General features: G+C 64.6%; 23 protein-coding genes. 17 read left to right on the top strand and 6 right to left on the bottom strand.

Annotated features, from left to right (window positions below; genetic code table 11):
* Positions 1 to 20: 20 nt before the first annotated feature.
* The 3 genes from AB688_RS01160 to AB688_RS01150 all read left to right on the top strand — a co-directional run bounded on the left by AB688_RS01160 (position 21) and on the right by AB688_RS01150 (position 2,762).
* Positions 21 to 686 (top strand): fumarylacetoacetate hydrolase family protein, encoded by a 666-nt coding sequence (locus AB688_RS01160; RefSeq protein ID WP_063541697.1) that lies wholly within the window; start codon positions 21 to 23, stop codon positions 684 to 686.
* A 155-nt stretch (positions 687 to 841) separates the two neighbouring features.
* A complete protein-coding gene (locus AB688_RS01155) occupies positions 842 to 1,762 on the top strand; it encodes an SdiA-regulated domain-containing protein (RefSeq protein WP_063541695.1) in 921 nt (306 codons plus the stop codon).
* A gap of 88 nt (positions 1,763 to 1,850) precedes the next feature.
* Entirely contained in the window at positions 1,851 to 2,762 is a 912-nt protein-coding gene (locus tag AB688_RS01150) for an SdiA-regulated domain-containing protein (protein WP_063541693.1), read from the top strand.
* 124 nt (positions 2,763 to 2,886) lie between these two features.
* On the opposite strand, the gene rpiA is transcribed toward AB688_RS01150, so the two are convergent.
* On the bottom strand, positions 2,887 to 3,561 hold the full coding sequence (gene rpiA, locus AB688_RS01145) for a ribose-5-phosphate isomerase RpiA (protein WP_054891125.1): 675 nt from the start codon (positions 3,559 to 3,561) through the stop codon (positions 2,887 to 2,889).
* Positions 3,562 to 3,695: 134 nt separating this feature from the next.
* Between rpiA and ilvA the strand changes: the two genes are divergently transcribed.
* Together ilvA and AB688_RS01135 are read left to right on the top strand one after the other, a co-directional pair.
* Complete coding sequence (gene ilvA / locus AB688_RS01140; RefSeq protein WP_063541691.1) at positions 3,696 to 5,210, top strand: threonine ammonia-lyase, biosynthetic; 1,515 nt, start codon at positions 3,696 to 3,698, stop codon at positions 5,208 to 5,210.
* A gap of 95 nt (positions 5,211 to 5,305) precedes the next feature.
* Positions 5,306 to 5,731: a DUF2269 domain-containing protein gene (locus AB688_RS01135; RefSeq protein ID WP_054891127.1), complete on the top strand. Its 426-nt coding sequence runs from the start codon at positions 5,306 to 5,308 to the stop codon at positions 5,729 to 5,731.
* Between the two features lie 53 nt (positions 5,732 to 5,784).
* On the opposite strand, the gene AB688_RS01130 is transcribed toward AB688_RS01135, so the two are convergent.
* Positions 5,785 to 6,441, bottom strand: a complete 657-nt coding sequence (locus AB688_RS01130; RefSeq protein WP_063541689.1) for an HAD family hydrolase — start codon at positions 6,439 to 6,441, stop codon at positions 5,785 to 5,787.
* A 144-nt stretch (positions 6,442 to 6,585) separates the two neighbouring features.
* Between AB688_RS01130 and AB688_RS01125 the strand changes: the two genes are divergently transcribed.
* Positions 6,586 to 7,065, top strand: a complete 480-nt coding sequence (locus tag AB688_RS01125; RefSeq protein WP_029614755.1) for an RNA pyrophosphohydrolase — start codon at positions 6,586 to 6,588, stop codon at positions 7,063 to 7,065.
* A 22-nt stretch (positions 7,066 to 7,087) separates the two neighbouring features.
* Positions 7,088 to 9,361, top strand: a complete 2,274-nt coding sequence (gene ptsP / locus AB688_RS01120; protein WP_063541687.1) for a phosphoenolpyruvate--protein phosphotransferase — start codon at positions 7,088 to 7,090, stop codon at positions 9,359 to 9,361.
* Between the two features lie 48 nt (positions 9,362 to 9,409).
* Here the strand turns inward: ptsP and AB688_RS01115 are convergent, their stop codons facing one another.
* Positions 9,410 to 10,159 (bottom strand): NRDE family protein, encoded by a 750-nt coding sequence (locus AB688_RS01115; RefSeq protein WP_063541685.1) that lies wholly within the window; start codon positions 10,157 to 10,159, stop codon positions 9,410 to 9,412.
* Positions 10,160 to 10,289: 130 nt separating this feature from the next.
* On the opposite strand from AB688_RS01115, the gene AB688_RS01110 reads away from it, so the two are divergent.
* Genes AB688_RS01110 through AB688_RS01100 form a run of 3 tightly spaced genes read left to right on the top strand, consistent with a single transcriptional unit; the run spans position 10,290 to position 12,914 of the window.
* Positions 10,290 to 11,072: a sulfite exporter TauE/SafE family protein gene (locus AB688_RS01110; protein WP_063541683.1), complete on the top strand. Its 783-nt coding sequence runs from the start codon at positions 10,290 to 10,292 to the stop codon at positions 11,070 to 11,072.
* A 10-nt stretch (positions 11,073 to 11,082) separates the two neighbouring features.
* Positions 11,083 to 11,892: a prolipoprotein diacylglyceryl transferase gene (lgt, locus tag AB688_RS01105; protein ID WP_054891132.1), complete on the top strand. Its 810-nt coding sequence runs from the start codon at positions 11,083 to 11,085 to the stop codon at positions 11,890 to 11,892.
* Between the two features lie 50 nt (positions 11,893 to 11,942).
* Positions 11,943 to 12,914: a thymidylate synthase gene (locus AB688_RS01100; protein WP_063541681.1), complete on the top strand. Its 972-nt coding sequence runs from the start codon at positions 11,943 to 11,945 to the stop codon at positions 12,912 to 12,914.
* Between the two features lie 83 nt (positions 12,915 to 12,997).
* Here AB688_RS01100 and cadR read toward each other — a convergent pair whose 3' ends face one another.
* Positions 12,998 to 13,441 carry a cadmium resistance transcriptional regulator CadR gene (gene cadR / locus AB688_RS01095; protein ID WP_063541679.1) on the bottom strand — a complete coding sequence of 148 codons (444 nt, stop codon included), beginning with the start codon at positions 13,439 to 13,441 and terminating at the stop codon, positions 12,998 to 13,000.
* Between the two features lie 98 nt (positions 13,442 to 13,539).
* Here cadR and AB688_RS01090 point away from each other — a divergent pair, with 98 nt between their 5' ends.
* The 6 genes from AB688_RS01090 to AB688_RS01065 all read left to right on the top strand — a co-directional run bounded on the left by AB688_RS01090 (position 13,540) and on the right by AB688_RS01065 (position 21,274).
* The gene (locus AB688_RS01090; RefSeq protein WP_063541677.1) at positions 13,540 to 15,810 is read left to right on the top strand and encodes a heavy metal translocating P-type ATPase; all 2,271 of its coding nucleotides are present in this window, start codon (positions 13,540 to 13,542) and stop codon (positions 15,808 to 15,810) included.
* Positions 15,811 to 15,819: 9 nt separating this feature from the next.
* Entirely contained in the window at positions 15,820 to 16,689 is an 870-nt protein-coding gene (locus AB688_RS01085) for a LysR family transcriptional regulator (RefSeq protein ID WP_054891136.1), read from the top strand.
* Positions 16,690 to 16,840: 151 nt separating this feature from the next.
* A complete protein-coding gene (locus tag AB688_RS01080; RefSeq protein WP_063541675.1) occupies positions 16,841 to 17,899 on the top strand; it encodes a putative 2-aminoethylphosphonate ABC transporter ATP-binding protein in 1,059 nt (352 codons plus the stop codon).
* Between the two features lies 1 nt (position 17,900).
* A complete protein-coding gene (locus AB688_RS01075; protein ID WP_063541673.1) occupies positions 17,901 to 19,625 on the top strand; it encodes a putative 2-aminoethylphosphonate ABC transporter permease subunit in 1,725 nt (574 codons plus the stop codon).
* A gap of 29 nt (positions 19,626 to 19,654) precedes the next feature.
* Positions 19,655 to 20,674 (top strand): putative 2-aminoethylphosphonate ABC transporter substrate-binding protein, encoded by a 1,020-nt coding sequence (locus tag AB688_RS01070; protein ID WP_063541671.1) that lies wholly within the window; start codon positions 19,655 to 19,657, stop codon positions 20,672 to 20,674.
* A 51-nt stretch (positions 20,675 to 20,725) separates the two neighbouring features.
* Positions 20,726 to 21,274, top strand: a complete 549-nt coding sequence (locus AB688_RS01065; RefSeq protein ID WP_063541669.1) for a phosphonate degradation HD-domain oxygenase — start codon at positions 20,726 to 20,728, stop codon at positions 21,272 to 21,274.
* Between the two features lie 241 nt (positions 21,275 to 21,515).
* Here AB688_RS01065 and AB688_RS01060 read toward each other — a convergent pair whose 3' ends face one another.
* Positions 21,516 to 22,880, bottom strand: coding sequence for a GTPase/DUF3482 domain-containing protein (locus tag AB688_RS01060; RefSeq protein WP_063541667.1), 1,365 nt, complete (start codon positions 22,878 to 22,880; stop codon positions 21,516 to 21,518).
* Positions 22,873 to 24,264: a DUF2868 domain-containing protein gene (locus tag AB688_RS01055; protein WP_063541665.1), complete on the bottom strand. Its 1,392-nt coding sequence runs from the start codon at positions 24,262 to 24,264 to the stop codon at positions 22,873 to 22,875. Before AB688_RS01055 ends, AB688_RS01060 begins: the two co-directional genes overlap by 8 nt.
* 54 nt (positions 24,265 to 24,318) lie before the next feature.
* Between AB688_RS01055 and AB688_RS01050 the strand changes: the two genes are divergently transcribed.
* Positions 24,319 to 24,834 (top strand): dihydrofolate reductase, encoded by a 516-nt coding sequence (locus AB688_RS01050; protein ID WP_063541663.1) that lies wholly within the window; start codon positions 24,319 to 24,321, stop codon positions 24,832 to 24,834.
* The last annotated feature ends 126 nt before the right edge of the window (positions 24,835 to 24,960 follow it).

The raw sequence follows: 24,960 nt of genomic DNA, 5'->3' as shown, positions 1-24,960 counted from the left end.
TATCCAGAGGAGTCGGCCCCATGAGTTACCAGCACCAGTACGTAGACGGCACGCGCATCCACTTCCCGCTGGGCAAGGTGGTGTGCATCGGCCGTAACTACGCCGAGCATGCCAAGGAACTGGACAACCCCATCCCCAGCGAGCCGCTGCTGTTCATCAAGCCTGGCAGCTGCGTGGTGCCACTGGAAGGCGGCTTCAAGATCCCGACCGACCGTGGCTCGGTGCACTACGAAGCCGAGATCGCCGTGCTCCTGGGCAAGCCGCTGTCGACCAAGCCGACAGTCGAAGAAGTGCTGGATGCCATCTCCGGCTACGCCCCGGCCCTGGACCTGACCCTGCGCGACGTGCAGGCCAAGCTCAAGGAGAAGGGCCTGCCGTGGGAGCTGGCCAAGAGCTTCGACGGCGCCTGTGTATTGCCGCCGTTCGTCGCCGCATCCAGTTTCGAGGACGTGACCGACATTCCGGTACGCCTGACCATCAACGGTGAAGTGCGCCAGGATGGCAACAGCGCAATGATGCTCAACCCCGTCGTGCCGATCATCCAGCACATCGCCGCGCACTTCTCTCTGCAGGCGGGCGATGTGATCCTCACCGGCACCCCGGCCGGTGTCGGGCCGTTCAATGTCGGTGATGAGCTGGTGCTTGAGCTGCCGGGTGTCAGCCGCTTCGAGAGCCGCGTGCTTTGATCTGACTACGCGTCGCCTTTTCGCGGGTAAACCCGCTCCTACAGGGATTTGCACAGCCTTGTGAGAGCGGTTTTACCCGCGAACGATTTACCGTTTTTTTCACACCCCATCTGGATAATGCGCGAATCTTCGCCCATTTACCCAGGACCCCCTGCATGCCAGCACCCTCCAGCGCCCCAGCTTCCACCAAGCGTCGTTTCTACCTGCGCTGGCCGTTCGCCCTGGCTGTGGCAGCGGTGATTGGCTATGGGGTGGCCATCGCCATGCACTGGGACGACCGTGGCCTGCTGTGGGTCAAGGAGCGTTTCGAGAGCAGTGCCGAGCGAATTGAAAGCGTCTGGCTCCCGGACTATCTGGTAGACATCGACGCCAAGCCGTTGCCGGGCATGGACGACGACGAAGCCTCGGACCTGTCGTTCAATCCGCAGACCCGCACGCTGTTCGCGGTGATGGGCAAGAACCCCTTCCTGGTCGAGCTCACGCTCGATGGCGACGTGTTGCGCAAGATTCCGCTGGTGGGTTGGGAAAATCCTGAAGGCCTTGCCGTGCTGGAAAACGGGCTGATCGCGATCGTTGATGAGCGCAACCATGACCTGACGCTGGTAAAGGTGGACGCGAGCACCTCGACCCTCAATCACGATGACTTCCCCAGCTATGACCTGGGCAAGTCGGTCAAGAGCAACAAGGGTTTCGAGGCCATCGCCTGGGACCCGATGCGCCAGCGCCTGATCATCGGCGAAGAGCGTCCGCCGCGTCTGTTTACCTGGAGCGCCGATGGTCGCGGGCCGCTCAAGGGCGGCAAGCAGCTACTGCCCAGTGACGAGCTCGACCTGCGCAACCTGTCGGCGCTGGCGGTCGATCCACGCACGGGCCACCTGCTGGTGCTGTCGGCTGACTCGAACATGCTGCTGGAGCTGGACGAGAAGGGTGAGCAGGTCAGCTTCATGACCTTGCTCGGGGCGTTCAACGGTCTGGGTAGCCGTGTGCCTCGGGCCGAAGGTGTGACCATGGACGATCAGGGCAACCTGTACATGGTCAGCGAGCCTGCGCTGTTCTATCGCTTCAAGAAGCACTGACAGGATTATCGGAATTTTCTGATGATGGCCTTAAGCTTTATTTCAGCTATGAATGATTAGATTCGGCATCCTCCGTCGAGTCCTCTTCATGCGCCGTCATCTTCGTTCGTTTCTCTTTCTTCTGGCTTTCTCCGTGCTGGCGGTGCTTGGCGTGGCTGGGCACGAGTTCCGTCTGTTCGAGCGCGGCTGGTTCAACCTCAAGAGCTGGTGGCAGCCGACCGAGCAAGGCATCGGCCTGGATCGCTACCAGGTGGTGATCGAGGCGCAGCCCATCGAGGGCCTGGACGACGATGTTTCGGCGCTTACCTACGACCCCGATCGCAAGACCCTGTTTACCGTCACCAACGCCCGCTCGGAGCTCATCGAGCTTTCGCTGGATGGGCGCATCCTGCGCCGCGTGCCGCTGACCGGCTTCGGCGATCCCGAGGCGGTGGAGTATGTCGGGCCGAACAGCTACGTCATCACCGACGAGCGCCAGCAGCGGCTGATTCGCGTGCGATTGGACGACGACACGCCGTTTCTCGACGCCAACGACGCCGAGCAGCTCACCTTGGGCATCGGCCTGAACGGCAACAAGGGCTTCGAAGGGCTCGCTTACGATTCGGCTGGCAAGCGCCTGTTCGTCGCCAAGGAGCGTGACCCGATGCTGATCTACGAGGTGCACGGTTTCCCCCATGCCAATCCGGAGCAGCCCTATGCGGTGCATGTGGTGCAGGACCGCAAGCGTGATTCACGGTTGTTCGTGCGCGACCTGTCGAGCCTGCAGTTCGATGAACGCAGCGGGCATCTGCTGGCGCTGTCAGACGAATCACGGCTGGTGCTGGAGCTGGATGTGAAGGGGCGGCCGCTGAGCACCCTGTCGTTGCGCAAGGGGTATCAGGGCCTGAAGAAGACAGTGCCGCAGGCTGAAGGGATCGCCATGGACGATGCCGGGACCATCTACCTGGTGAGTGAGCCGAACCTGTTCTATGTGTTCAGGCAGTCGGCTGAGAAGGTGTAGTTCAGGGCTCTGTGGGGGCAGTGGTCTTTGTTGTGTCAGTGCTGGCCTATTCGCGGGTAAACCCGCTCCTACAGGTTTCCCGGTGTCCTTCAGAACAGCGGGGTACTTGTAGGAGCGGGCTTGCTTATTCAGCCTTCAGGCTCTTCACGCCTTCGGAAGTCCCCAGCAGCAGCAAGTCTGCCGGACGCGCCGCGAACAGGCCGTTGGTGACCACGCCAACGATCGCATTGATCTGGCTTTCCAGCTCCACCGGGTTGGTGATCTGCAGGTTGTACACGTCGAGGATGACGTTACCGTTGTCGGTCACCACGCCTTCGCGGTACACCGGATCGCCACCCAGCTTGACCAGCTGGCGCGCCACGTGGCTGCGGGCCATCGGGATCACCTCGACCGGCAGCGGGAAGGCGCCGAGCACCGGCACCAGCTTGCTGGCGTCGGCGATGCAGATGAAGGTCTTGGCCACTGCCGCGACGATCTTCTCGCGGGTCAGGGCCGCACCGCCGCCCTTGATCAGGTTCAAGTGCGCGTCGCTCTCGTCGGCACCGTCGACGTAGAACTCCAGCTCGCTGACGCTGTTCAGCTCATAGACCGGGATGCCATGACCCTTCAGACGCTGTGCGGTGGCCTCGGAGCTGGCGACGGCGCCGTCGAAGGCGGTCTTGTGCTGGGCCAGGGCGTCGATGAAGAAGTTGGCGGTCGAACCGGTGCCGACGCCGACGACGCTCTTTTCATCCAGCTTGGGCAGAATGAAGTCGACAGCGGCCTGGGCGACGGCCTGTTTGAGTTGGTCCTGGGTCATGCGGGCTCCGAGAGGGGCGGGAGGTTTTCTGAAGTCGCCTAGTATAACGAGTCCGGCGGCTTTGCTGTGGTCGCCCGACAGGGCGCTGGGGTAGACTTCCAGCCCTTGTCCCGCGGCCCAGTGATGTTTCCAAGATGCTCGAACAGTACGTCAAGAAGATCCTCACCTCGCGCGTCTACGACGTCGCCGTCGAAACCCCGCTGCACAACGCCGGCCAACTGAGCAAGCGCCTGGGCAACCAGGTCCTGCTCAAGCGCGAGGACCTGCAGCCGGTGTTCTCCTTCAAGATCCGCGGGGCGTACAACAAGCTGGCGCAACTGAGTGCCGAAGAGCTGGCGCGTGGCGTGGTCACCGCCTCTGCCGGCAACCACGCCCAGGGCGTGGCCCTGGCTGCGCGGGAGCTGGGCATCAAGGCTACCATCGTGATGCCCAAGACCACGCCGGAGATCAAGGTCGAGGGCGTGCGCTCGCGTGGCGGCAAGGTGGTGCTGCACGGCGACTCCTTCCCCGAGGCCCTGGCCTATTCGCTGAAGCTGGTCGAAGAGAAGGGCTTCGTCTACATCCACCCCTACGACGATCCCCACACCATCGCCGGGCAGGGCACCGTGGCGATGGAGATCCTGCGCCAGCACCCGGCCCGTCTGGACGCGATCTTCGTGCCGGTCGGCGGCGGCGGGCTGATTGCCGGCATTGCGGCCTATGTGAAGTACCTGCGCCCCGAGATCAAGGTGATCGGCGTCGAGCCTGACGATTCCAATTGCCTGCAGGCGGCCATGGCTGCGGGCGAGCGTGTGGTGCTGCCGCAGGTGGGGCTGTTCGCCGACGGTGTCGCGGTGGCGCAGATCGGTCAGCACACCTTCGATATCTGCAAGGATCATGTCGATGAGGTGATCACCGTCAGTACCGATGAGATCTGCGCAGCGATCAAGGATATCTACGACGATACCCGCTCGATCACCGAACCTGCTGGCGCCCTTGGCGTGGCGGGCATCAAGAAGTACGTCGAGTTGACTGGCGTCTCGGGGCAAACGCTGGTGGCCATCGACTCCGGTGCCAACGTCAATTTCGATCGTCTGCGTCACGTTGCCGAGCGCGCCGAACTGGGCGAGAAGCGCGAGGCGATCATCGCCGTGACCATCCCGGAGCGGCCGGGCAGCTTCAAGGCGTTCTGCGAGGCTATCGGCAAGCGTCAGATCACTGAGTTCAACTACCGGTACCACGCCGACAAAGAGGCGCACATCTTCGTCGGCGTGCAGACCCATCCAGAGACCGACCCGCGCGCCGCCCTGGTTCAGCACCTGACCGAGCAGGGCTTCCCGGTAACCGACCTGACCGACAACGAACTGGCCAAGCTGCATATCCGTCACATGGTCGGTGGCCACTCGGCGGCGGCCAGCGATGAGCTGGTGCTGCGTTTCGAGTTCCCTGAGCGTCCGGGGGCGCTGTTCAACTTCCTCAACAAGCTGGGCGGGCGCTGGAACATCTCGATGTTCCACTACCGCAACCACGGTGCCGCCGATGGTCGTGTGGTGGCCGGGTTGCAGGTGCCGGAAGACGAGCGTCACCTGGTGCCCGAGGCGCTGGCCAAGATCGGTTATCCATACTGGGATGAAACCGACAACCCGGCGTACAAGCTGTTCCTGGGTTGAGCGGCTACGCTTGGCATGAATGGCAACACCGAACTTGCAGAAGCGGGCTTGTCCCGCGGTGAGGCCGAAAAAAGTCTTTCGAGGACCCGCACGCGATGGAACACCTGACCACCCTCAAGACCCTGCACATCCTCGCCACCGTACTGTTGATCCTCGGTGCGCTGGGTCTGGCGATCTGGACCTTGCGTGCCCGCCGGCAGGGTGATGCCGAGGCCTACGCCAAACTGCTGCGTCGGCCGCTGGTGTTCGTCTGGCTGGTGATGGGGCTGTGCCTGCTGAGCATGCCGTTCACCGGCTGGTGGCTGGTGCACCTGGTCGGCTGGCCGTTGGGCCAGACCTGGGTGCTGGCCTCCAGCATCCTCTATACCCTGGGCGCTTTCGCCGTGTGGTGGCTGCTGGTGCGGCTGAACCGCCTGCGCAAGGCCGAGCCTGCCGGGCTGCGCCTGACCCTGGCGCTGGCGGTGTTCAGCGGGGTGTGCTTCCTGTCGATTGCAGGATTGATGGGGGCCAAGCCGGTCTGATGCGTCTGCGGGGCCCTTTTCACGGGTAAATCCACGAAAAGGGCCCCGCGATCTCAATCGCGCAACGAAACCACCGGCCATCCGCGCCGCTCGGCCTCTTCACGCAGTTTCGGATCCGGGTCCACCGCCACCGGGTGCGTCACCTGCTCCAGCAACGGCAGATCATTCAGCGAATCGCTGTAGAAGTAGCTGTCTTGCAGATCGTAGCCGTTCTCCAGCATCCAGCGCTTCAGGCGCGTCACCTTGCCTTCACGGAAACACGGTATATCGGTGCTACGCCCGGTATAGCGCTCGCCATCACGCTCGCATTCGGTGGCCAGCAGGGTGCGCACGCCCAGGCGGCGGGCGATGGGCGCAGTGACGAAGCGGTTGGTGGCGGTGATGATCACCAGCTTGTCGCCAGCCTCGCGGTGCTGCTGCAGCAGGGCGAGTGCCTTTGGCAGGATGATCGGCTCGATGCAGTCGCGCATGAATTCGCGGTGCCATTGGTCGAGCTGGGCAGGTTCGGTGGCGGCGAAGATCTCCATCGAGAACGCCAGGTAGGCCTGCAGGTCCAGGGTGCCATTGAGGTAATCCTGATAGAAGGCGTCGTTGCGTTGCTTGTAGGCGATGGGGTCGAGGATGCCCCGTTCACATAGGTAGTCACCCCAGGCGTGATCGCTGTCGCCGCCGAGGAGGGTATTGTCCAGGTCGAATAAAGCCAGGCGCATGGGTTTTCTCGCAGAAGCCTCCGGGAAGAAGTCCCGCAGAATACGGAGTTTTCACCTCGCTGCACATAAGCTATGGCGGGTGCGTTGCTGCGCTCGCAAGCTTTGTGGAACAATGCGGTGACATGCGTTTTCGAGGTTGCTGCCGTGATCGACCCGGATGGTTTTCGCCCCAATGTCGGGATCATTCTCACGAATGATGCCGGGCAGGTGCTATGGGCTCGGCGGATCAACCAGGATGCCTGGCAGTTTCCACAGGGTGGTATCAACCCTGACGAAACCCCAGAGGATGCCCTGTACCGCGAGCTGAACGAAGAAGTTGGCCTGGAACGCGAGGATGTGGAAATTCTTGCCTGCACTCGAGGCTGGTTGCGTTATCGTTTACCCCAGCGCCTGGTCCGCACGCACAGCCAGCCGCTGTGCATCGGCCAGAAGCAGAAGTGGTTCCTGCTGCGGCTGGTGAGCAACGAACAGCGGGTGCGGATGGACCTGACCGGAAAACCGGAATTCGATGGCTGGCGCTGGGTCAGCTACTGGTATCCGCTGGGTCAGGTGGTGACATTCAAGCGCGAGGTGTATCGCCGCGCCCTGAAAGAGCTAGCCCCGCGCCTGTTGACGCGCGACTGACGACGGAGTCCGACCCCGAGCCATGCTCAATACGCTGCGCAAGATCGTCCAGGAAGTGAACTCCGCCAAAGATCTCAAGACGGCGTTGGGTATCATTGTCTTGCGCGTCAAGGAGGCCATGGGCAGCCAGGTATGCTCGGTCTACCTGCTCGACCCCGAGACCAACCGTTTCGTGCTGATGGCCACCGAAGGCCTGAACAAGCGCTCGATCGGCAAGGTCAGCATGGCCCCGAACGAAGGCCTGGTCGGCCTGGTCGGCACCCGTGAAGAGCCGCTGAACCTCGAGAACGCTGCGGATCACCCGCGCTATCGCTACTTCGCCGAAACCGGCGAGGAACGCTTCGCCTCCTTCCTTGGTGCCCCCATCATCCACCACCGTCGCGTGGTCGGGGTACTGGTCATCCAGCAGAAGGAGCGGCGCCAGTTCGATGAAGGCGAAGAAGCCTTCCTCGTGACCATGAGCGCCCAGCTCGCCGGGGTTATCGCCCACGCCGAGGCTACCGGCTCGATACGCGGCCTGGGCCGCCAGGGCAAGGGTATCCAGGAAGCACGCTTCGTTGGCGTGCCGGGCTCGCCAGGAGCTGCCGTCGGCCGCGCGGTGGTCATGCTGCCCCCCGCTGACCTCGAAGTGGTTCCGGACAAGACCGTCGAAGACATCGACGGCGAACTCAAGCTCTTCAACAACGCCCTCGAAGGGGTGCGCGCCGACATGCGCAAGCTGTCGGCGAAGCTTGCGACCCAGTTGCGTCCCGAAGAGCGTGCGCTGTTCGATGTGTACCTGATGATGCTCGAGGATGCCGCCCTGGGTGGCGAAGTGGCCGAGGTCATCAAGACCGGCCAGTGGGCCCAGGGCGCGCTGCGCCAGGTGGTCGGCGAGCACGTCAGCCGCTTCGAGCTGATGGATGACGATTACCTGCGCGAGCGCGCCTCGGACGTCAAGGACCTCGGCCGCCGCCTGCTGGCCTACCTGCAGGAGGCCCGCTCGCAGACGCTGGTCTACCCCGACAACACCATTCTGGTCAGCGAGGAGCTGACCCCGGCGATGCTCGGCGAAGTGCCGGAAGGCAAGCTGGTCGGCCTGGTGTCGGTATTGGGCTCGGGCAACTCCCACGTGGCGATCCTGGCGCGAGCCATGGGTATCCCGACGGTGATGGGCCTGGTCGACCTGCCGTATTCGAAGGTCGATGGCATCGAGATGATTCTCGACGGCTACAAGGGCGAGGCCTATACCAACCCCAGCGACGTACTGCGCAAGCAGTACAGCGACGTGGTCGAGGAAGAGCGCCAGTTGGCCCAGGGGCTCGATGCCCTGCGCGAGCTGCCGTGCGTCACCCCCGATGGCCACCGCATGCCGCTGTGGGTCAACACCGGCCTGCTCGCCGACGTGGCCCGGGCCCAGCAGCGTGGCGCCGAGGGCGTGGGCCTGTACCGCACCGAAGTGCCGTTCATGATCAACCAGCGCTTCCCCAGCGAAAAGGAACAGCTGGCGATCTACCGCGAGCAGTTGGCGGCCTTCCATCCGCTGCCGGTGACCATGCGCACGCTGGATATCGGTGGTGACAAGGCGCTGTCCTACTTCCCGATCAAGGAAGAAAACCCCTTCCTCGGCTGGCGCGGTATTCGCGTCACCCTCGACCACCCGGAAATCTTCCTGGTGCAGACCCGCGCCATGCTCAAGGCCAGCGAGGGGCTGAACAACCTGCGTATCCTGCTGCCGATGATCTCCGGCATCCACGAGCTGGAAGAGGCGTTGCACCTGATCCACCGCGCCTGGGGCGAAGTGCGTGACGAAGGCACCGACGTGCCGATGCCCCCGGTTGGCGTGATGGTGGAGATTCCGGCGGCCGTTTACCAGACCAAGGAACTGGCGCGTCAGGTCGACTTCCTCTCGGTCGGCTCCAACGACCTCACGCAGTACCTGCTGGCGGTCGATCGCAACAACCCGCGGGTCGCCGATCTGTACGACTACCTCCATCCGGCGGTGCTGCAAGCCTTGCAGACCGTCGTGCGCGACGCCCACGCCGAAGGCAAGCCGGTGAGTATCTGCGGCGAGATGGCCGGTGACCCGGCAGCGGCGATCCTGCTCATGGCCATGGGCTTCGACAGCCTGTCGATGAACGCTACCAACCTGCCGAAGGTGAAGTGGATGCTGCGTCAGATCAACATGAGCAAGGCCCGTGAGCTCCTGATCGAAGCCATGACCCATGACAACCCGCAGGTTATCCACAGCTCGCTGCAACTGGCGCTGAAGAACCTTGGGCTGGCGCGGATGATCGGGCCGAATAAGAGCCTTTGATCGTTCACAGGCCTCTTCGCGGACTTGCTCGCGAAGAGGCCTGAAAAGTCATACGAGGTTCAGTTCCACTTCCCCCAGATGCCCCCCAAAGGGCCCGAAACTGCGCTCGATCATCCGCCTTCTGCCCTGATCATCCACGATCAGCACTGTACTCGCCCGCGTTCCGTAATTCTGGCTGGCAATGAATACACTCGACAGCAACCGCTCGGTCGCCAACCCTACGCCGGTCTCCGGCAACTCTGGGTCCTGTGCTGGCGCAGCATCGGCCAGCAGCGCCAGTAGCTGCTGCGGGTCTGCCGATTCGAGCACCTCGCCCAGCGCCGAGCGCGCTTTCAGCAGTTTCGGCCACGGCGTGTCCAGCCCGGCGTTGGATAGCCCGTAAATACCAGGTGATAGCAGTCGTGGCGCCGGGTCTCGGGCGTGCAGGTAGCCCAGCCGCTCGCCATCGCCCACCAGCAGGTTGAACCCCGAGTACTGCGCACTGCGGCTGGCGACCTGGTCCAGATAGGCTTCCACGCCCAGTTCGCCCTGCAGGAATGCGGCCACCAGTTCCCCGCGCGAACGTGGCCCGAGCGGCTGGCGAGGGTCGCGGATATTGGTCAGCGCCGCGAAGCGCCCGCCGGGGCCTATGCCGAGCCAGCTGCCACCGGCTTCGAGGTCGCGCCCGGCATGCACGCCCGGGGCATCCTCCCAGGTGGCCAGCGCCTGGGTGGGGCGGGCGTAGAACTCGTCGCGGTTGGCCGCGACGATCAGCGGCAGGGCGTGCCCCGGCCGCCAGGCGAATACGATCAGGCACATGGGTTGGCCTCAGTGTTTTGTGCCACTCTACCCACAGCCTGGCTGCACTGCCATCACCTGACACAGAGTTCACTAGAGGCGCAGCCCCGGCTTCCGTTACCATGCCGGATCGTATTCACAGGGTCTGCGAATGGAATTCGTGCTCTATCTGCTGTTGGGCGCCTGCGCCGGCGTACTGGCCGGGCTCTTTGGCGTGGGCGGCGGCATCATCATCGTGCCGGTGCTGGTGTTCAGCTTCACCCTGCAGGGCTTCGATGCCTCGATCCTCACGCACCTGGCGGTCGGGACTTCGCTGGCGACCATCGTCTTCACCTCGATCAACGCCGTGCTGGAACATCACCGCAAGGGGGCCGTACAGTGGCCGGTGTTCCTGTGGATGACCGTCGGCATCCTCATCGGCGCGGGTATTGGCGCCAAGACCGCTTCGTTGATCCAGGGGCCGATGCTGCAGAAGATCATCGGCGTGTTCGCCCTGCTGGTATCGCTGCAGATGGCCCTTGACCTCAGGCCCAAGGCCAGCCGTGGCATCCCCGGCAAGCCTGGGTTGATCGCTGCCGGTGGGGTGATCGGCTGGGCCTCGGCGATCTTCGGTATCGGCGGCGGCTCGCTCACGGTACCTTTTCTCACCTGGCGCAGCCTGCCCATGCAGAAGGCCGTGGCCACCTCGTCGGCCTGCGGCTTGCCTATCGCCCTGGCCAGTGCCCTGAGTTTCATGATCCTGGGCTGGAACGAAACTCATCTGCCCGCGCACAGTCTGGGCTATGTCTATCTCCCCGCGCTGGTCGGCATTGCCGTCACCAGCATGTTTTTCGCCCGCTTCGGCGCGCGGCTGGCGCACAAGCTGTCGCCGCGCCTGCTCAAGCGCCTGTTTGCCGCGCTGCTGTTCTGCGTCGGCCTCAGCTTTTTGATCTAGAGGAACCACCATGCTGCCTTACCCGCAGATCGACCCCGTGGCCGTGGCCCTCGGGCCGCTGAAAATCCACTGGTACGGCTTGATGTACCTGATCGGCATCGGCGGTGCTTGGCTGCTCGCCTCGCGCCGGTTGAATCGCTTCGACCCGACCTGGAACCGCGAGAAGCTCTCCGACCTGGTGTTCTGGCTGTCGATGGGCGTGATCGTCGGCGGGCGCTTGGGTTACGTGCTGTTCTACGACCTGCACCAGTACCTGGCCAACCCGACGCTGATCTTCGAGGTGTGGAAAGGCGGCATGTCGTTCCACGGTGGTTTTATCGGCGTGATGCTGGCGGCACTGTGGTTCGGCAAACGCAACAACAAGTCGTTCTTCGAGCTGATGGACTTCGTCGCACCGCTGGTGCCGATCGGCCTGGGTGCCGGGCGTATCGGCAACTTCATCAACGCCGAGCTCTGGGGCAAGCCGACCGACGTGCCATGGGCGATGATCTTCCCGCCGTTCAGCGATCCGGCGCAGTTGCCGCGTCACCCTTCGCAGCTGTACCAGTTCGCACTGGAGGGTGTGGCGCTGTTCCTGATCCTCTGGCTGTTCTCGCGCAAACCACGCCCGACCATGGCGGTTTCCGGCATGTTCGCGCTGTTCTACGGGATCTTCCGCTTCATCGTCGAGTTCGTCCGCGTGCCGGACGCACAGCTGGGTTACCTGGCGTGGGGCTGGCTGACCATGGGTCAGATTCTCTGCATACCGATGATCGTCGCTGGCCTCGCCTTGATCTGGTGGGCTTATAATCGCAAACCCACGGCGACACCCGCCCACTGATAATTCCACGGCAGGGGCGATCCCCCTGCCGTGCTTGCCACAGGTAGGCCATGAAACAGTATCTAGACCTGGTTCGCGACGTCATCGAGAACGGCACGCTGCAGGGCAACCGCACCGGTATCCGCACCATCAGCCTGCCGGGCGCCATGTTGCGCTTCGACCTGCAGAAGGGTTTTCCGGCCATCACCACGCGCAAGCTGGCGTTCAAGTCGGCGATCGGCGAGATGGTCGGTTTCTTGCGCGGCGTGAAGAATGCCGGCGAGTTTCGCGACCTTGGCTGCAAGGTCTGGGACCAGAACGCCAACGAGAACGCCCAATGGCTGGCCAACCCCTTCCGCCAGGGCCATGACGACCTCGGCGAGATCTACGGCGTGCAATGGCGCCAGTGGCCAGGCTACAAGCGCATCCCGCTGAGCAACCCGGCCGCCATTGAAATGGCGGAAAAAGCCGGTTTCCGCCAGATCGCCAAGGACGAGGAAGCCGGCCAGGCATTCGTCATCCTCTACAAGGCCATCGACCAGGTGCGCCAGTGCCTGGACACCATCGCCAACGACCCGGGCAGCCGACGCATCCTGTTCCACGGCTGGAATTGCGCCCAGCTCGACGAGATGGCGCTGCCGCCCTGCCACCTGCTGTACCAGTTCCACCCCAATGTCGAGACGAAGGAAATCTCCCTCACGCTCTACATTCGCTCCAATGACCTGGGCCTGGGCACGCCGTTCAACCTCACCGAAGGTGCGGCGCTGCTGTCGCTGTTCGGGCGCCTGACCGGCTACACCCCGCGTTGGTTCACGTATTTCATCGGCGATGCCCATGTGTACGAGAACCACCTGGACATGCTCAACGAGCAGCTCAAGCGCGAGCCGCTGGAGGCGCCGAAGCTGGTGATCAGCGACCGTGTGCCGGCGTTTGCCGAGACCGGTGTGTATGAGCCTGAGTGGCTGGAAAAGATCGAGCCGAGCGATTTCTGGCTGGAAGGGTACGAACATCATGCGCCGATGACGGCACCGATGGCGGTCTGATTCAGAACCGCGTCGTTCTTTTCGCGGGCAAATTGGAGCGCCGAACCGATGCTCCGACTTGCCCGCGAAGCTCTTTACCGGCCTCAATGCCCGTGGCTACGCCCCACATGCGAATGCTCGGTCTCCGGCACCGACACCGCGCCATTGACCTCCAACTGCTGCAAAATCGCGCACTCATCCCCCTGTGCATTGCACTGCCTGCGTAACTCCACCAGCTGCGTCTGCAGCGCCATCAAGCCGTCGATCCTCGCCTGTACATGCTCGATATGCTCGTCGATCAGCGCATTAACGCTGCCGCACGCACCTTCGGGGGTATCGCGCAGACGCAGCAGCCTGCGGATTTCGTCGAGTGTCATGTCCAGGGTTCGGCAGTTGCGAATGAAGGTCAGACGCTCCACATGGGCCTGGGTGTACAGGCGGTAGTTGCCGTCGGTGCGGGCGGGTTCGGGCAGCAATTGCTCGCGCTCGTAGTAGCGGATGGTTTCCACGGCGCAGTCAGTGGCCTTGGCCAGTTCTCCGATCTTCATGACGAAATCTCCTGGGATCGCTTGACCCTATAGTGGCTACAGGGTGTTCACTTGGCAACAACCCCCCGTCAGTGGGCACTTTCCATCAGGGCGAACCTATGAACCAGCCTGTCAGTCACGACCACAAGCACGATCATGATCATGGCCACGATCACGGCCATGATCATGGCGCCAAGTCTTCCTGCCACGACACCCAGGCCCATAGCTGCTGTGCCAGCAAAGCGGCGCCGGCCTTCGTGCAGCTGACCGAAAAGGCCAGTGACCAGGCGCGTCTCAGCCGTTTTCGCATCGAAGCGATGGACTGCCCGACCGAGCAGACCCTGATCCAGGACAAGCTGGGAAAGCTCGCTGGTATCGAGCAGCTGGAATTCAACCTGATCAACCGCATTCTCGGCGTGCGCCATACGCTCGACGGCACCGCGCAGATCGAGCGCGCCATCGACAGCCTTGGCATGAAGGCCGAGCCGCTGGCTGCAGGCGATGATGGCAGTGCCAATGCCCCTGCCGCCCACAAGACCCGGTGGTGGCCCTTGGCGTTGTCGGGTCTTGCGGCGATTGGCGCCGAAATCGTGCACTTCTCCGCGCTGGCGCCGGAGTGGGTGGTGGCCCTGCTGGCACTGGCCGCCATCCTTGGCTGCGGTCTGGGCACCTACAAGAAGGGCTGGATTGCGCTCAAGAACCGTAACCTGAACATCAACGCACTGATGAGCATCGCCGTGACCGGTGCCGTGCTGATCGGCCAGTGGCCGGAAGCGGCTATGGTCATGGTGCTGTTCACCATCGCCGAACTGATCGAGGCGCGTTCGCTGGATCGGGCGCGCAACGCCATCAGCGGCCTGATGCAGCTGACGCCAGACATGGCCACCGTGCAGCAGGTGGATGGCCAGTGGCGCGAGGTCGAGGTGCGCGAGGTGGCCATCGGTGCGCGGGTGCGGGTGCGCCCAGGCGAGCGTATCGGCCTGGATGGCGAGGTCGTCAGCGGGCAATCGAGCGTCGATCAGGCGCCGATCACCGGCGAAAGCCTGCCTGTCGAGAAGGCGCTGGGCGACAAGCTCTTCGCAGGCACCATCAACCAGGCCGGCGCGCTTGAGTACCGCGTCACCGCCGCAGCCGGGCAATCGACCCTGGCGCGCATCATCAAGGCAGTGGAAGAAGCGCAAGGCGCACGAGCACCGACCCAGCGCTTCGTCGACCAGTTCTCGCGCATCTACACCCCCGCCGTGTTCGCCGTGGCCCTGGCCGTGGCGATCATCCCGCCGCTGTTCATGGCCGGTGCCTGGTTCGACTGGGTCTACCGCGCCCTGGTGCTGCTGGTGGTGGCCTGCCCATGTGCGCTGGTGATCTCGACCCCGGTGACCATCGTCAGCGGCCTTGCCGCCGCGGCGCGCAAGGGCATCCTGATCAAGGGTGGTGTCTATCTCGAGGGCGGGCGCAAGCTGGACTTCCTGGCCCTGGACAAGACCGGCACCATCACCCACGGCAAGCCGGTGCAGACCGACTTCAAGGTGCTCGAGCCGTTGTTCGAAGGTCGGGCCCAGGCGCTGGCTGCAAGCCTCGGCGAGCGTTCCGACCACCCGGTATCGCGTGCAATCGCCCAACATGCCCGGGAGCAGGGCATTGCCCTCGCAGAGGTAGCGGAGTTTGCAGCACTGGCCGGGCGCGGGGTGCGCGGCGAGATCGACGGCCAGGCCTATCACCTGGGCAACCATCGTCTGGTCGAGGAGCTGGGCCTGTGCTCGCCGGAACTCGAGGCCGAGCTCGATGTGCTTGAGCGCCAGGGCAAGACCGTGGTGTTGCTGCTCGATCGCTCCGGCCCGCTGGCGCTGTTCGCCGTGGCCGATACCGTGAAGGACAGCAGTCGCCAGGCCATCGCCGAGCTGCATGAGCTGGGGATCAAGACGGTCATGCTGACCGGCGACAACCCGCACACCGCCCAGGCCATCGCCGCTCAGGTGGGTATCGATCGCGCCGAGGGCAACCTGCTGCCTGCCGACAAGCTCAAGACCATCGAAGATCTTTACGCTCAAGGCCACCGCGTGGGCATGGTCGGTGACGGCATCAACGACGCGCCGGCCCTGGCCCGCGCCGAGATTGGCTTCGCCATGGCGGCGGTCGGCACCGATACCGCCATCGAAACTGCCGATGTGGCGCTGATGGACGACGACTTGCGCAAAATCCCGGCGTTCGTCAGGCTGTCGCGCCAGAGCGCTGCGATTCTCATCCAGAACATTGTCCTGGCACTGGGGGTCAAGGCGATATTCCTGGCCATCACCTTTGCCGGCATGGCCACCCTGTGGATGGCGGTGTTCGCCGACATGGGCGTGAGTCTGCTGGTGGTGTTCAACGGCTTGCGCCTGTTGCGCAAATAACGAGGTGCCATGCTCGGTTCGGAGCTCAAAGCCTTCTACATGGTGGCCCGCCTGGGCAGCATCACGCTGGCGGCGAAGAAGCTTGGGCTCAGCCAGCCCACGGTGACCACGCAGATCCGCAACCTGGAGAGCCAGTACGCGGTCGAGCTGTTCTATCGGGGCGGCCGACGCCTGGTGCTGAGCGAGGAGGGCGCCAGGCTCCTGCCGCGGGTCAAGGCCTTGTTACAGCAGGAAGCGGACATCGAGTTCGAACTGCGCAACAGTGGCCAGGCCCAGGGCAGCCTGCGTGTCGCCGCTACCGCGCCGTATTACATTCTCGACCTGGTGAAGGTGTTCCGTGAACGCCTGCCTCAGGTCGAGGTGGCGGTGGAGATCGGCAACTCGCAACAGGTGCTGGAGATGCTCGAGGAGTACCGGGTGGATATCGCCGGCTCGTCGCAGTTGGTCGAGGATGCGCGCCTTGTGCGCCGGGTGCTGGGCAGCGATCCGCTGGTCGTGGCCGTGCACCGTAGCCATCCCCTGGCGCAGCGCCAGGCGGTGGGCATCGAAGCCCTCTGCGGGCATTGCCTGTTGATGCGCGAGCCGGGTTCGACCACGCGCAAGCTGACCGAGCAGATGATGCAGGAGGCCGGGGTGAAGGCTGGTGCGCTGCTGGAAATCGGCAGCCGCGAGTCGATCCGCGAAGCGGTGCTGCGCAATATCGGCATCAGTGTCATTGCTCGCCATGAAGTGCCGCTGACCCCGGAGCTGCGGGTGCTGGCGCTGGAGGGTGCGCCGCTGATGCACGAGTACCTGTATTGCCTGAAGGAGCGGCGCCAGGCGCGCTTGCCGGCGGCGTTTCTCGGGGTGGCGCAGGAAGTGGCGGGGGCTCGGTTCTAGATTTCCTGTGGCTTCTTCGCGGGCAAGCCCGTGTTCGCAGGCCCTCAACCAAAATCCGCCAATGCCACTATCACCCACTTTGCCCTGATCGCCACAGAACCTTCGCACAGCCTTCCTAGCATGGCCCTCATCTCTTCGATGAGGCCCAGCCATGAACCACGCAACCCCGGGCGCACACATGAACGTGCGCGGTATCCACAAGCGTTTCGGCGCGTTCACCGCGCTGAACGACGTGTCCCTGGACATCGTCGCTGGCGAGCTGGTCTGCCTGCTCGGCCCCTCCGGCTGCGGCAAGACCACCCTGCTGCGCTGTATCGCCGGCCTCGAACGCCAGGACCGGGGCTCGCTGTACATCGGTGAGCGGGATATCTCCGAGCTGCCGCCCCAGGCCCGTGATTACGGCATCCTGTTCCAGTCCTATGCCCTGTTCCCCAACCTCACCGTCGAGGCCAATATCGCCTATGGCCTGACGGGCGGCAGCCGCGAGCAGTCGCGTCAGCGGGTCGCCGAAATGCTCGAGTTGGTTGGCCTGGCCGGCAGCGAAAAGAAATACCCCAGCCAGCTCTCCGGTGGCCAGCAACAGCGTGTGGCCCTGGCTCGTGCCTTGGCGCCATCGCCATCGGTGCTGTTGCTCGACGAGCCGATGTCGGCGCTGGATGCGCGGGTGCGCGAGCACTTGTGCACCGAGCTGCGCCAACTGCAGCGCAAGCTGGGCATCACCACCTTGATGGTTACCCACAATCAGGACGAGGCCATGCTGATGGCCGACCGCATCGCGGTGATGAACAACGGGCAGGTCGAGCAGTACGCCTCCCCGCAGGATATCTACGACCGGCCTGCCACACCGTTCGTTGCCGAGTTCGTTGGCCAGGGCAACTGGCTGCCGTTCCAGCGCCATGACGACAGCCACGCCCAGGTGGGCAGCATGAGCATGCGCCTGGCGCCGGGGGCGGTGAGTGTGCGCAGTGGCCGGCTGTTCTGCCGTCCGGAGGCGATCACGGTCAACCCGGTGGTGCACGAGGAGAACCTGTTCCCGGCCAAGGTGCGTGAGCTCACCTTTCTTGGCAACCGCTGCCGCATGAGCTTCGAACTCAAGGCCTTGCCGGGGCACGCGTTGCTCGCGGAGCTGGCGCCCGAAGCCATGCCGCGCCTGGGCTCGCAGGATATCTGGGTGGCCCTGCCACCCCAGAGCCTGCAGGTGTTCGCCTGAGATGGCCGCGTCCATGAGCGTATCGGTGAGCGCCGCCAAGGCCGTACCACGCAGTGGCGTCGCCCTGGGTGATCGATTGTTCGTCGTCGGCGGCAAGAGCCTGCTGTTGCTCCTGCTGTTGCTGGCCGTGCTGATGCCGCTGCTGGCCATCTTCTGGCGTGGTTTCAGCGGCGAGGCGGGCCAGGGCGGTGGCCTGCAGGCGGCCGCCGAGCTGTTTGCCAGCGACAACTTTCGCTGGCTGCTCGGCAACAGCCTGGCGGTGGCCTTCAGCGTAGCGCTGATCGTCGTGCCACTGGCCTACTTGTTCGCCTATGCCCTGCAACGCACGCTGATTCCGGCCAAGGGCCTATGGCGCGGGATTTCACTGCTGCCGCTACTGGCGCCGTCGATGCTGCCGGCCATTGCGCTGGTCTACCTGTTCGGTAACCAGGGCCTGCTGCGCGGGCTGCTGAGCGACAACATCTACGGGTTCTGGGGGATCGTGCTTGGCGAAGCGATCTACACCTTCCCGCATGCCTTGATGATCCTGCTGTCAGCGCTGTCGCTGGCCGATGCACGGCTGTTCGACGCAGCCTCGAGCATGGGCGCCGGACCATGGCGGGCGTTTCGCAGCATCACCTGGCCGGCCACGCGCCAGGCGGTGTTCGCCGCGTTCTGCCTGGTGTTCACCTTGACCATTACTGACTTTGGCGTGCCGGTGGTGGTCGGTGGCGACTATCAGGTACTGGCGCTGGAGGCCTACAAGGCGGTGGTCGGCCAGCAGCAGTTCGGCCGTGGCGCCCTGATCGGCATGGTCCTGCTGGTGCCGGCGCTGCTCAGCTTCAGCGTCGATGCCTGGCTGCGCCGCCGCCAGGGCGAGGCGATGAGCGGGCGCGCGCAGGTATTCGAGCCCCAGCCTTCGCGTCGTCGCGATGCCTGCTTCCTGGCCATCGTGGTGCTGGTCTGCGCAGCGCTGCTGGGGGTGATCGGCATGGCGGTGTATTCGTCGCTGGTGACCTTCTGGCCCTATAACCTGACGCTTTCGTTCAAGCACTACCTGTTCGACGAGACCGCCGGTGGCGGCTGGCTGGCCTACCGCAACAGCGTGACCATGGCCCTGTGCTGCGCCGTGATCGGCAGCGTGGTGATCTTCACTGGCACCTACCTGATGGAGAAAACTAAAGGCCAGCGCCTGCTCAACCAAGCCTTGCGCCTGCTCAGCTTCGTACCGATGGCGGTGCCAGGACTCGTCCTGGGCCTGGGCTACGTGTTCTTCTTCAACCTCGCCGGTAACCCGCTGCATGTCTTCTACGGCAGCATGGCGCTGCTGGTGGTCTGCACCATCGCCCACTACCTGACCACCGCCCAGATGACCGCTAGCACTGCGCTGCGCCAGCTCGATGGTGAGTTCGAGGCGGCTGCGCTGTCGCTCAAGGCGCCGCTGTACCGGCATTACCTGCGCGTCACCGTACCGATCTGCCTGCCTGCACTGCTGGATATCGTGCGCTACCTGTTCGTTTCCGGGATGACCACGGTGTCGGCAGCGATCTTCCTCTACAGCCCCGACACGATCCTGGCCGCCGTCGCCGTGCTGAACATGGACGATGCCGGCAACGTGGGCGGTGCTGCGGCGATGTCCACCCTGATCCTGCTCACCAGTGCCACGGCCTCGCTGCTGCTGGCGGGGGCTTCACGCGGCCTGTTGCGCCGCTCCCAGGCCTGGCGCCAGCGCGCGCCCAAACCCTGATTCGACTGTCCACCTAAAGGAGCTGCTTCATGTTCAAGCCACTTGCCCTTGTTGCTGCCGTATCTGCCGTGTTCAGCCTGCAGGCCTCGGCCGCCACCCAGCTGACCGTCTACACCGCCCTGGAAGCCGAGCAGCTCAAGAGCTACAAGCAGGCCTTCGAGAAGGCCAACCCGGATATCGAGATCAAATGGGTGCGTGACTCCACCGGCATCATCACCGCCAAGCTGCTGGCCGAGAAGGATCGCCCGCAGGCTGACGCGGTGTGGGGCCTGGCGGCTTCGAGCCTGGCCATTCTCGATCAGAACGGCATGCTTGATGCCTACGCGCCGAAAGACCTGGGCAAGATCGCACCCAATTACCGCGACGCGGCCAACCCGCCAGCCTGGGTGGGGATGGACGTGTGGGCCGCGACGATCTGCTTCAACACCATCGAGGCCGAGAAGCAGGGCCTGAGCAAGCCCGTGAGTTGGCAGGACCTGACCAAGCCTGAGTACAAGGGCAAGATCGTCATGCCCAACCCGGCCTCCTCCGGCACTGGCTTCCTCGATGTCAGCGCCTGGCTGCAGACGTTCGGCGAACCGCAGGGCTGGGCCTACATGGATGCCCTGCACCAGAACATCGGCCAGTACGTTCATTCCGGCTCCAAGCCCTGCAAGTTGGCGGCGGCGGGCGAGTTCCCGATCGGCATCTCGTTCGAGTACCCGGCCGTACAGCTCAAGCGCCAGGGCGCGCCGCTGGACATCGTGCTGCCCAAGGAAGGGCTCGGCTGGGAAATCGAGGCCACCGCGGTGATCAAGGGCACGCCTAAGGCCGATGCCGCGCGACGCCTGGCCGATTTCTCGGCGAGCCCTGCGGCCATGGAGCTGTACAAGGAGAACTTCGCCGTACTCGCCGCGCCTGGGATTGCCAAGCCGCAGACAGAGCTGCCTGCCGACTACGAGCAACGCCTGATCAAGAACGACTTTGCCTGGGCGTCGAAGCACCGCGACCAGATCCTGGCCGAGTGGCGCAAGCGCTACGACGGCAAGTCGGAGAAGGCGGCGCAGTAAGTCGAACGACATTCAGCAGTTCTATCCTCACCACGCCAGGACCCTACCGCCATGCCGACTCCAGCCCAGATCATCGACAACACCTTCGCCTTGTATGAGCGCCACGGCGCTGACGACTACATCGGCGAGGCCATCACCCAGATCGAGCACATGTCCCAGGCTGCGCAACTGGCCATGGCCGAGGGCTTCGACGACGAGGTGGTGCTCGCTGCGTTCTTCCACGATATCGGCCACCTGTGCGGTGGCGACGCCAGCATGGGCAGTTATGGTGTGGTCAGCCATGAGCGTATCGGCGCCGAGTACCTGCGCCGTTGCGGCTTCGGTGAGCGCATGGCGCGCTTGGTGGAGTTCCACGTGGAGGCCAAGCGCTACCTGACCTTGCGCAAGCCGGGATACTACGAACGGCTGAGCGAGGCGAGTCGGCGCACCTTGGGTTACCAGGGGGGCGTGATGAGCGATGCCGAGGCCGATGCCTTCGAGCGTGATCCGCTGTTTGCGGTGAGCCTGCGCATGCGTGAGTGGGATGAGATGGCCAAGGAGGTTGGGGTGCCGGTGCTGGACATGACGGTGTTGAAAGGGAAGGCGTTGGCCTTGATCTGAGATTGGGTGCACTCGTTAGCGCGTAGGAGCGGCGGTTCGGCGCCCCGACTTGCCCGCGAAAAAGACACCGCGCTGCCTGGCACGGGCTACGCCCGTGTTCGCGGGACAAGTCGCAGCGGCGAACCGCCGCTCCCACAGGGATTGGGCTGGTCTTTAGATTTTGAGCAAGACAGTTGCTCCTACCGGGATTGGGCAGGCCTCAGATTTTTGAGCAAGACAGTTGCTCTCACAGGGGAGCGCTTCAGATCTGTGACACCAACGCCTCGAGCTGCTCTTGGCGCTCGGCCTGGTTCACCCGCGCGCCCGGATTGAGCGTCGACCACTGCGGATGCGCCCGCGCCTTGGTCAACGCCTCCGGCAATTTGCCCTCGCGCCAGGCCTTTTCATCCAGCTCGCCCAGCCGCACCCTCTCTTGTGCTGCATGGCCCCGGCTGTCTAGCGCCAGCATCAGTTGCTGTTGCCGCAGCGCCAGCAGACGCAGCACGCTGTCATCCACGGTCAGTTCACGCTGGCCCTTGAGCTTGCCCAGCAACCGCGATCCATAATTACGCGCGGTTTGCAGTGCGCCTCCGGCAATGGCGCCCGCCAGCGCGGCAGCGCCGAGGGTCAGACCACCGACCAGCAGATCGACACCCGCACCGGCCGCGGCTCCGGCGGCGACACCGCTGCCCAGGCGTACGCCCAGCAGCTTCAGGGTCTCGGGGTTGAACAGGTCATCGCCCCAGCGACCGTCCAGCAACGGCAGGTCGCCGGCATTGGCGTCTTCACGACGGAAGGCATAGAGCTTGAGCAGCGCCTCGACACAGCGCTGCTCACGTTGTCGAACATCTTGGCGCAGCGCTTCGATGGCCTTGGCTTCAGCGGCAGGCTCTGCCTCGACGCTGCGCCGGCAGGCGGCGCAGTCCAGCAGCAGCTCAGCGATCAGGCGTTTGCCGCTGTGCTGGCGGGCCAGGCGCTGGGCCTGCTGGTCGTCGATCAAGCGCTGCAAGGCGGGGCGTGATGTCTCCAGCAGCAGGGCGAGGCTCTCGTAGAGGCGTCGCTCGCCGTCCTCGGGCGGGGCCACGCTGTCGAACCGCACCAGCGCGTGCAGGCCCAGGCGGGCCAGGGCTTCGCGCCATTCTGGCTCGCGGTGCTGGCTACTGGCGACGAAGTTGAGCACGGGCAGCAGCGGCTTGCCGCAGCCGGCGAGTACCTCCAGCTCGTCGCGGTACTTGGCCAGTACCGGCTCGCGTGCATCGATCACATAGAGGCCGGCATTGCTCGCCTGTAACTGACGCAGCACCTTGGCTTCCTGTTCGAAGCGCTGGCGCGCCTCGCTACCCTGGAGAAAGCGCTCCAGGCGGGCCGGGCCGTCAAGGCGTTCACCGGGGCGCTCCAGGCGCTCCAGATAGTCGAGCAGGGCAATGGCGTCTTCCAGGCCGGGGGTGTCGTAGAGCTCGAGCAAGGGCTCGCCGTCCACCGACAGCCGCGCGCCTTCGACATGGCGGGTGGTGCTGGGGCGATGGGATACCTCACCAAATCCGACATCGCGGGTGAGGGTGCGCAGCAGCGAGGTCTTGCCGACGTTGGTGTGGCCGACCACGGCCAGCTTGAGCGGATCAGTCATGGCCATGCTCCAGCCAGGTCAGGGGCGAGGTGTCGGCGTGGTGCAGGCCAAGGCGGTCGAGGGCTTCGTGCCAGTCGCCCAGGCGAGCGGCGTCCATTGCCTGGCCAGGCAGGGCCTGGAGCAACCAGATGCGCGTGGCGCCTGCGTTGCGCGCGAGCTCGGCGAGCAACGCCAGGCTGCCACGATCAGGCGAGCGGCGCGGGTCGCAGGCGATGGCCAGGCGCGCCGGTGGGAAGCGGCTGAGTTGTTCGAGCAGTTTGTTGCGTGATTCGCGGCTGTCGAGCACGCCTGCGTTGGTCACCGTGCTTGGCAGCGTGGGCGGCCAGGCGCGCTGGTCATCCAGCTCCAGGCCCACCAGCAGAGCGCCGCTGCTGCCAGTTTCCAGTTGGCCCGCCTCGAACTGCGGCAGGTGCTCGGGGGCGGCGTCCTGTACACCGATGCGTTCGCTGCGCGGCATCAGCGCGTCACGCAGTTGTGCATGGCCTGGCAGGCTGAGATCCAGGGCCAGTTGCCTGCGGCCCTGGCGCCAGCGCCACAGGCACAGGGTCGCCAGCAGCAGGCGGGGCAGCAGGCCGTATACCAGCACCACGCCGAGCAGCCAACTGGCCCAGGCCTGGCGGGCGATGTCCAGGCTCGGCAGGGTCGCGCCGCTGGCGCGGATCATGCTCTCGTCGGGAATGCTGAAGCCCAGCAGCGAGGGCAGGGCGCCGAGGGCGTTGGTCAGGGCGATGAAGGGTTCGGCCGCGAGCAGGGTGGTCTCCCAGACGAAGCCGTAGCGCCGGGTCGCTAGCAGCGCCAACAGCATGCCCAGCGCCGCGCTCATCGCCAGCAGCCACAGGCCATGTACCAGCAGGCCGAGCAGCCAGCGATTGAGGCGCTTGCGCTGCAGCAGCACCAGCAGGGCGGGGGCCAGGTGCACGGCCTTGGCATCACGGGCGAAGCGTTCGCTGAGCCACAGCCAGAGCCGGCCCAGGGTTGCGCCCTGCTCACCTGCGAAGAAGAAGCCCAGGGCCCAGCCGACCAGCAACACCAGGTTCAGGCCCAGCAGGCTGCCCAGCGCCCAGAACACATTCACCGGGCGTTGGCCGTCACCCAGCGCCGCAAGGCCGAGGCCGGCGCCGCTGAGCACGGCGACGATCATCAGGGCCAGCAGGGCCAGGCGTGCACCCTGCTTCCAATGACGCAGGGCCTGGGTCATGCCGTCGCGCTCGGCCAGCCACAGGGCGCGGTGCTCGATGCGTGCCGCCAGGTCGCCGCCCTGCTGGCGCGCGCGACGGTTGGCTTCCTGGTCTTCCAGGGGGCCGGCGTGTTCTTCACGCAGGCGCACCGCTTCGGTGAGCCAGCGTTTGTCCAGTTCGGTCGGTGCAGTCACAAGGTCTTCCATTGCACGGGTCGAGGCCCAAGCATAACCCACGTGCCGAGTGCTATCCTCGCCGTCATGAACACATCACTTCCCCTCAGCCTGATCGCGGCACTCGCCGAGAACCGCGTGATCGGCATCGACAACTCCATGCCCTGGCACCTGCCGGGGGACTTCAAGTACTTCAAGGCCACCACCCTGGGCAAGCCGATCATCATGGGGCGCAAGACCTGGGATTCGCTCGGGCGACCACTGCCGGGGCGCTTGAACATCGTCGTCAGCCGCCAGCCTGGGTTGACGCTGGCGGGCGCCGAAGTGTTCGACTCGCTGGAGGCAGCGGTGGTGCGTGCCGAGCAGTGGGCGCGCGAGCAGGGGGTTGGTGAGCTGATGCTGATCGGCGGCGCGCAGCTCTACGGGCAGGCGCTGGAGAAGGGGCTGGTAAGCCGGATGTACCTGACGCGTGTGGAGCTTGCGCCTGAAGGGGATGCCTGGTTCCCGGCGTTCGACGCGGCGCAGTGGACGCTGGCATCGACCGAGCGGCAGGTCGAGGAAGGCAAGCCGGTCTACCACTTTGAGGTGTGGGACAAGCGTTAGGCTCTGTCTGAAATGTATCTGCACTCGCCCATACTGCGTTGAAACGAGGCTCGGAATGCTCATGTACTCCAGTACACTGCGCTTCCGAGCCCCGTTTCGCCTTGTCTGGCCTTCGCGCAGACACAT

Source organism: Pseudomonas putida (assembly GCF_001636055.1).
GTDB classification, from domain to species: domain Bacteria; phylum Pseudomonadota; class Gammaproteobacteria; order Pseudomonadales; family Pseudomonadaceae; genus Aquipseudomonas; species Aquipseudomonas machongensis.
This window is presented reverse-complemented; position numbering and strand designations above follow the sequence as displayed.

What these genes read in the sequence shown, in the direction of transcription:
- AB688_RS01160 (WP_063541697.1), top strand. Translation starts at nt 21, where the DNA reads ATGAGTTACCAGCACCAGTACGTAGACGGCACGCGCATCCACTTCCCG.
- AB688_RS01155 (WP_063541695.1), top strand. Translation starts at nt 842, where the DNA reads ATGCCAGCACCCTCCAGCGCCCCAGCTTCCACCAAGCGTCGTTTCTAC.
- AB688_RS01150 (WP_063541693.1), top strand. Translation starts at nt 1,851, where the DNA reads ATGCGCCGTCATCTTCGTTCGTTTCTCTTTCTTCTGGCTTTCTCCGTG.
- rpiA (WP_054891125.1), bottom strand. Translation starts at nt 3,561, where the DNA reads ATGACCCAGGACCAACTCAAACAGGCCGTCGCCCAGGCCGCTGTCGAC.
- ilvA (WP_063541691.1), top strand. Translation starts at nt 3,696, where the DNA reads ATGCTCGAACAGTACGTCAAGAAGATCCTCACCTCGCGCGTCTACGAC.
- AB688_RS01135 (WP_054891127.1), top strand. Translation starts at nt 5,306, where the DNA reads ATGGAACACCTGACCACCCTCAAGACCCTGCACATCCTCGCCACCGTA.
- AB688_RS01130 (WP_063541689.1), bottom strand. Translation starts at nt 6,441, where the DNA reads ATGCGCCTGGCTTTATTCGACCTGGACAATACCCTCCTCGGCGGCGAC.
- ptsP (WP_063541687.1), top strand. Translation starts at nt 7,088, where the DNA reads ATGCTCAATACGCTGCGCAAGATCGTCCAGGAAGTGAACTCCGCCAAA.
- AB688_RS01115 (WP_063541685.1), bottom strand. Translation starts at nt 10,159, where the DNA reads ATGTGCCTGATCGTATTCGCCTGGCGGCCGGGGCACGCCCTGCCGCTG.
- AB688_RS01110 (WP_063541683.1), top strand. Translation starts at nt 10,290, where the DNA reads ATGGAATTCGTGCTCTATCTGCTGTTGGGCGCCTGCGCCGGCGTACTG.
- lgt (WP_054891132.1), top strand. Translation starts at nt 11,083, where the DNA reads ATGCTGCCTTACCCGCAGATCGACCCCGTGGCCGTGGCCCTCGGGCCG.
- AB688_RS01100 (WP_063541681.1), top strand. Translation starts at nt 11,943, where the DNA reads ATGAAACAGTATCTAGACCTGGTTCGCGACGTCATCGAGAACGGCACG.
- cadR (WP_063541679.1), bottom strand. Translation starts at nt 13,441, where the DNA reads ATGAAGATCGGAGAACTGGCCAAGGCCACTGACTGCGCCGTGGAAACC.
- AB688_RS01090 (WP_063541677.1), top strand. Translation starts at nt 13,540, where the DNA reads ATGAACCAGCCTGTCAGTCACGACCACAAGCACGATCATGATCATGGC.
- AB688_RS01085 (WP_054891136.1), top strand. Translation starts at nt 15,820, where the DNA reads ATGCTCGGTTCGGAGCTCAAAGCCTTCTACATGGTGGCCCGCCTGGGC.
- AB688_RS01080 (WP_063541675.1), top strand. Translation starts at nt 16,841, where the DNA reads ATGAACCACGCAACCCCGGGCGCACACATGAACGTGCGCGGTATCCAC.
- AB688_RS01075 (WP_063541673.1), top strand. Translation starts at nt 17,901, where the DNA reads ATGGCCGCGTCCATGAGCGTATCGGTGAGCGCCGCCAAGGCCGTACCA.
- AB688_RS01070 (WP_063541671.1), top strand. Translation starts at nt 19,655, where the DNA reads ATGTTCAAGCCACTTGCCCTTGTTGCTGCCGTATCTGCCGTGTTCAGC.
- AB688_RS01065 (WP_063541669.1), top strand. Translation starts at nt 20,726, where the DNA reads ATGCCGACTCCAGCCCAGATCATCGACAACACCTTCGCCTTGTATGAG.
- AB688_RS01060 (WP_063541667.1), bottom strand. Translation starts at nt 22,880, where the DNA reads ATGACTGATCCGCTCAAGCTGGCCGTGGTCGGCCACACCAACGTCGGC.
- AB688_RS01055 (WP_063541665.1), bottom strand. Translation starts at nt 24,264, where the DNA reads ATGGAAGACCTTGTGACTGCACCGACCGAACTGGACAAACGCTGGCTC.
- AB688_RS01050 (WP_063541663.1), top strand. Translation starts at nt 24,319, where the DNA reads ATGAACACATCACTTCCCCTCAGCCTGATCGCGGCACTCGCCGAGAAC.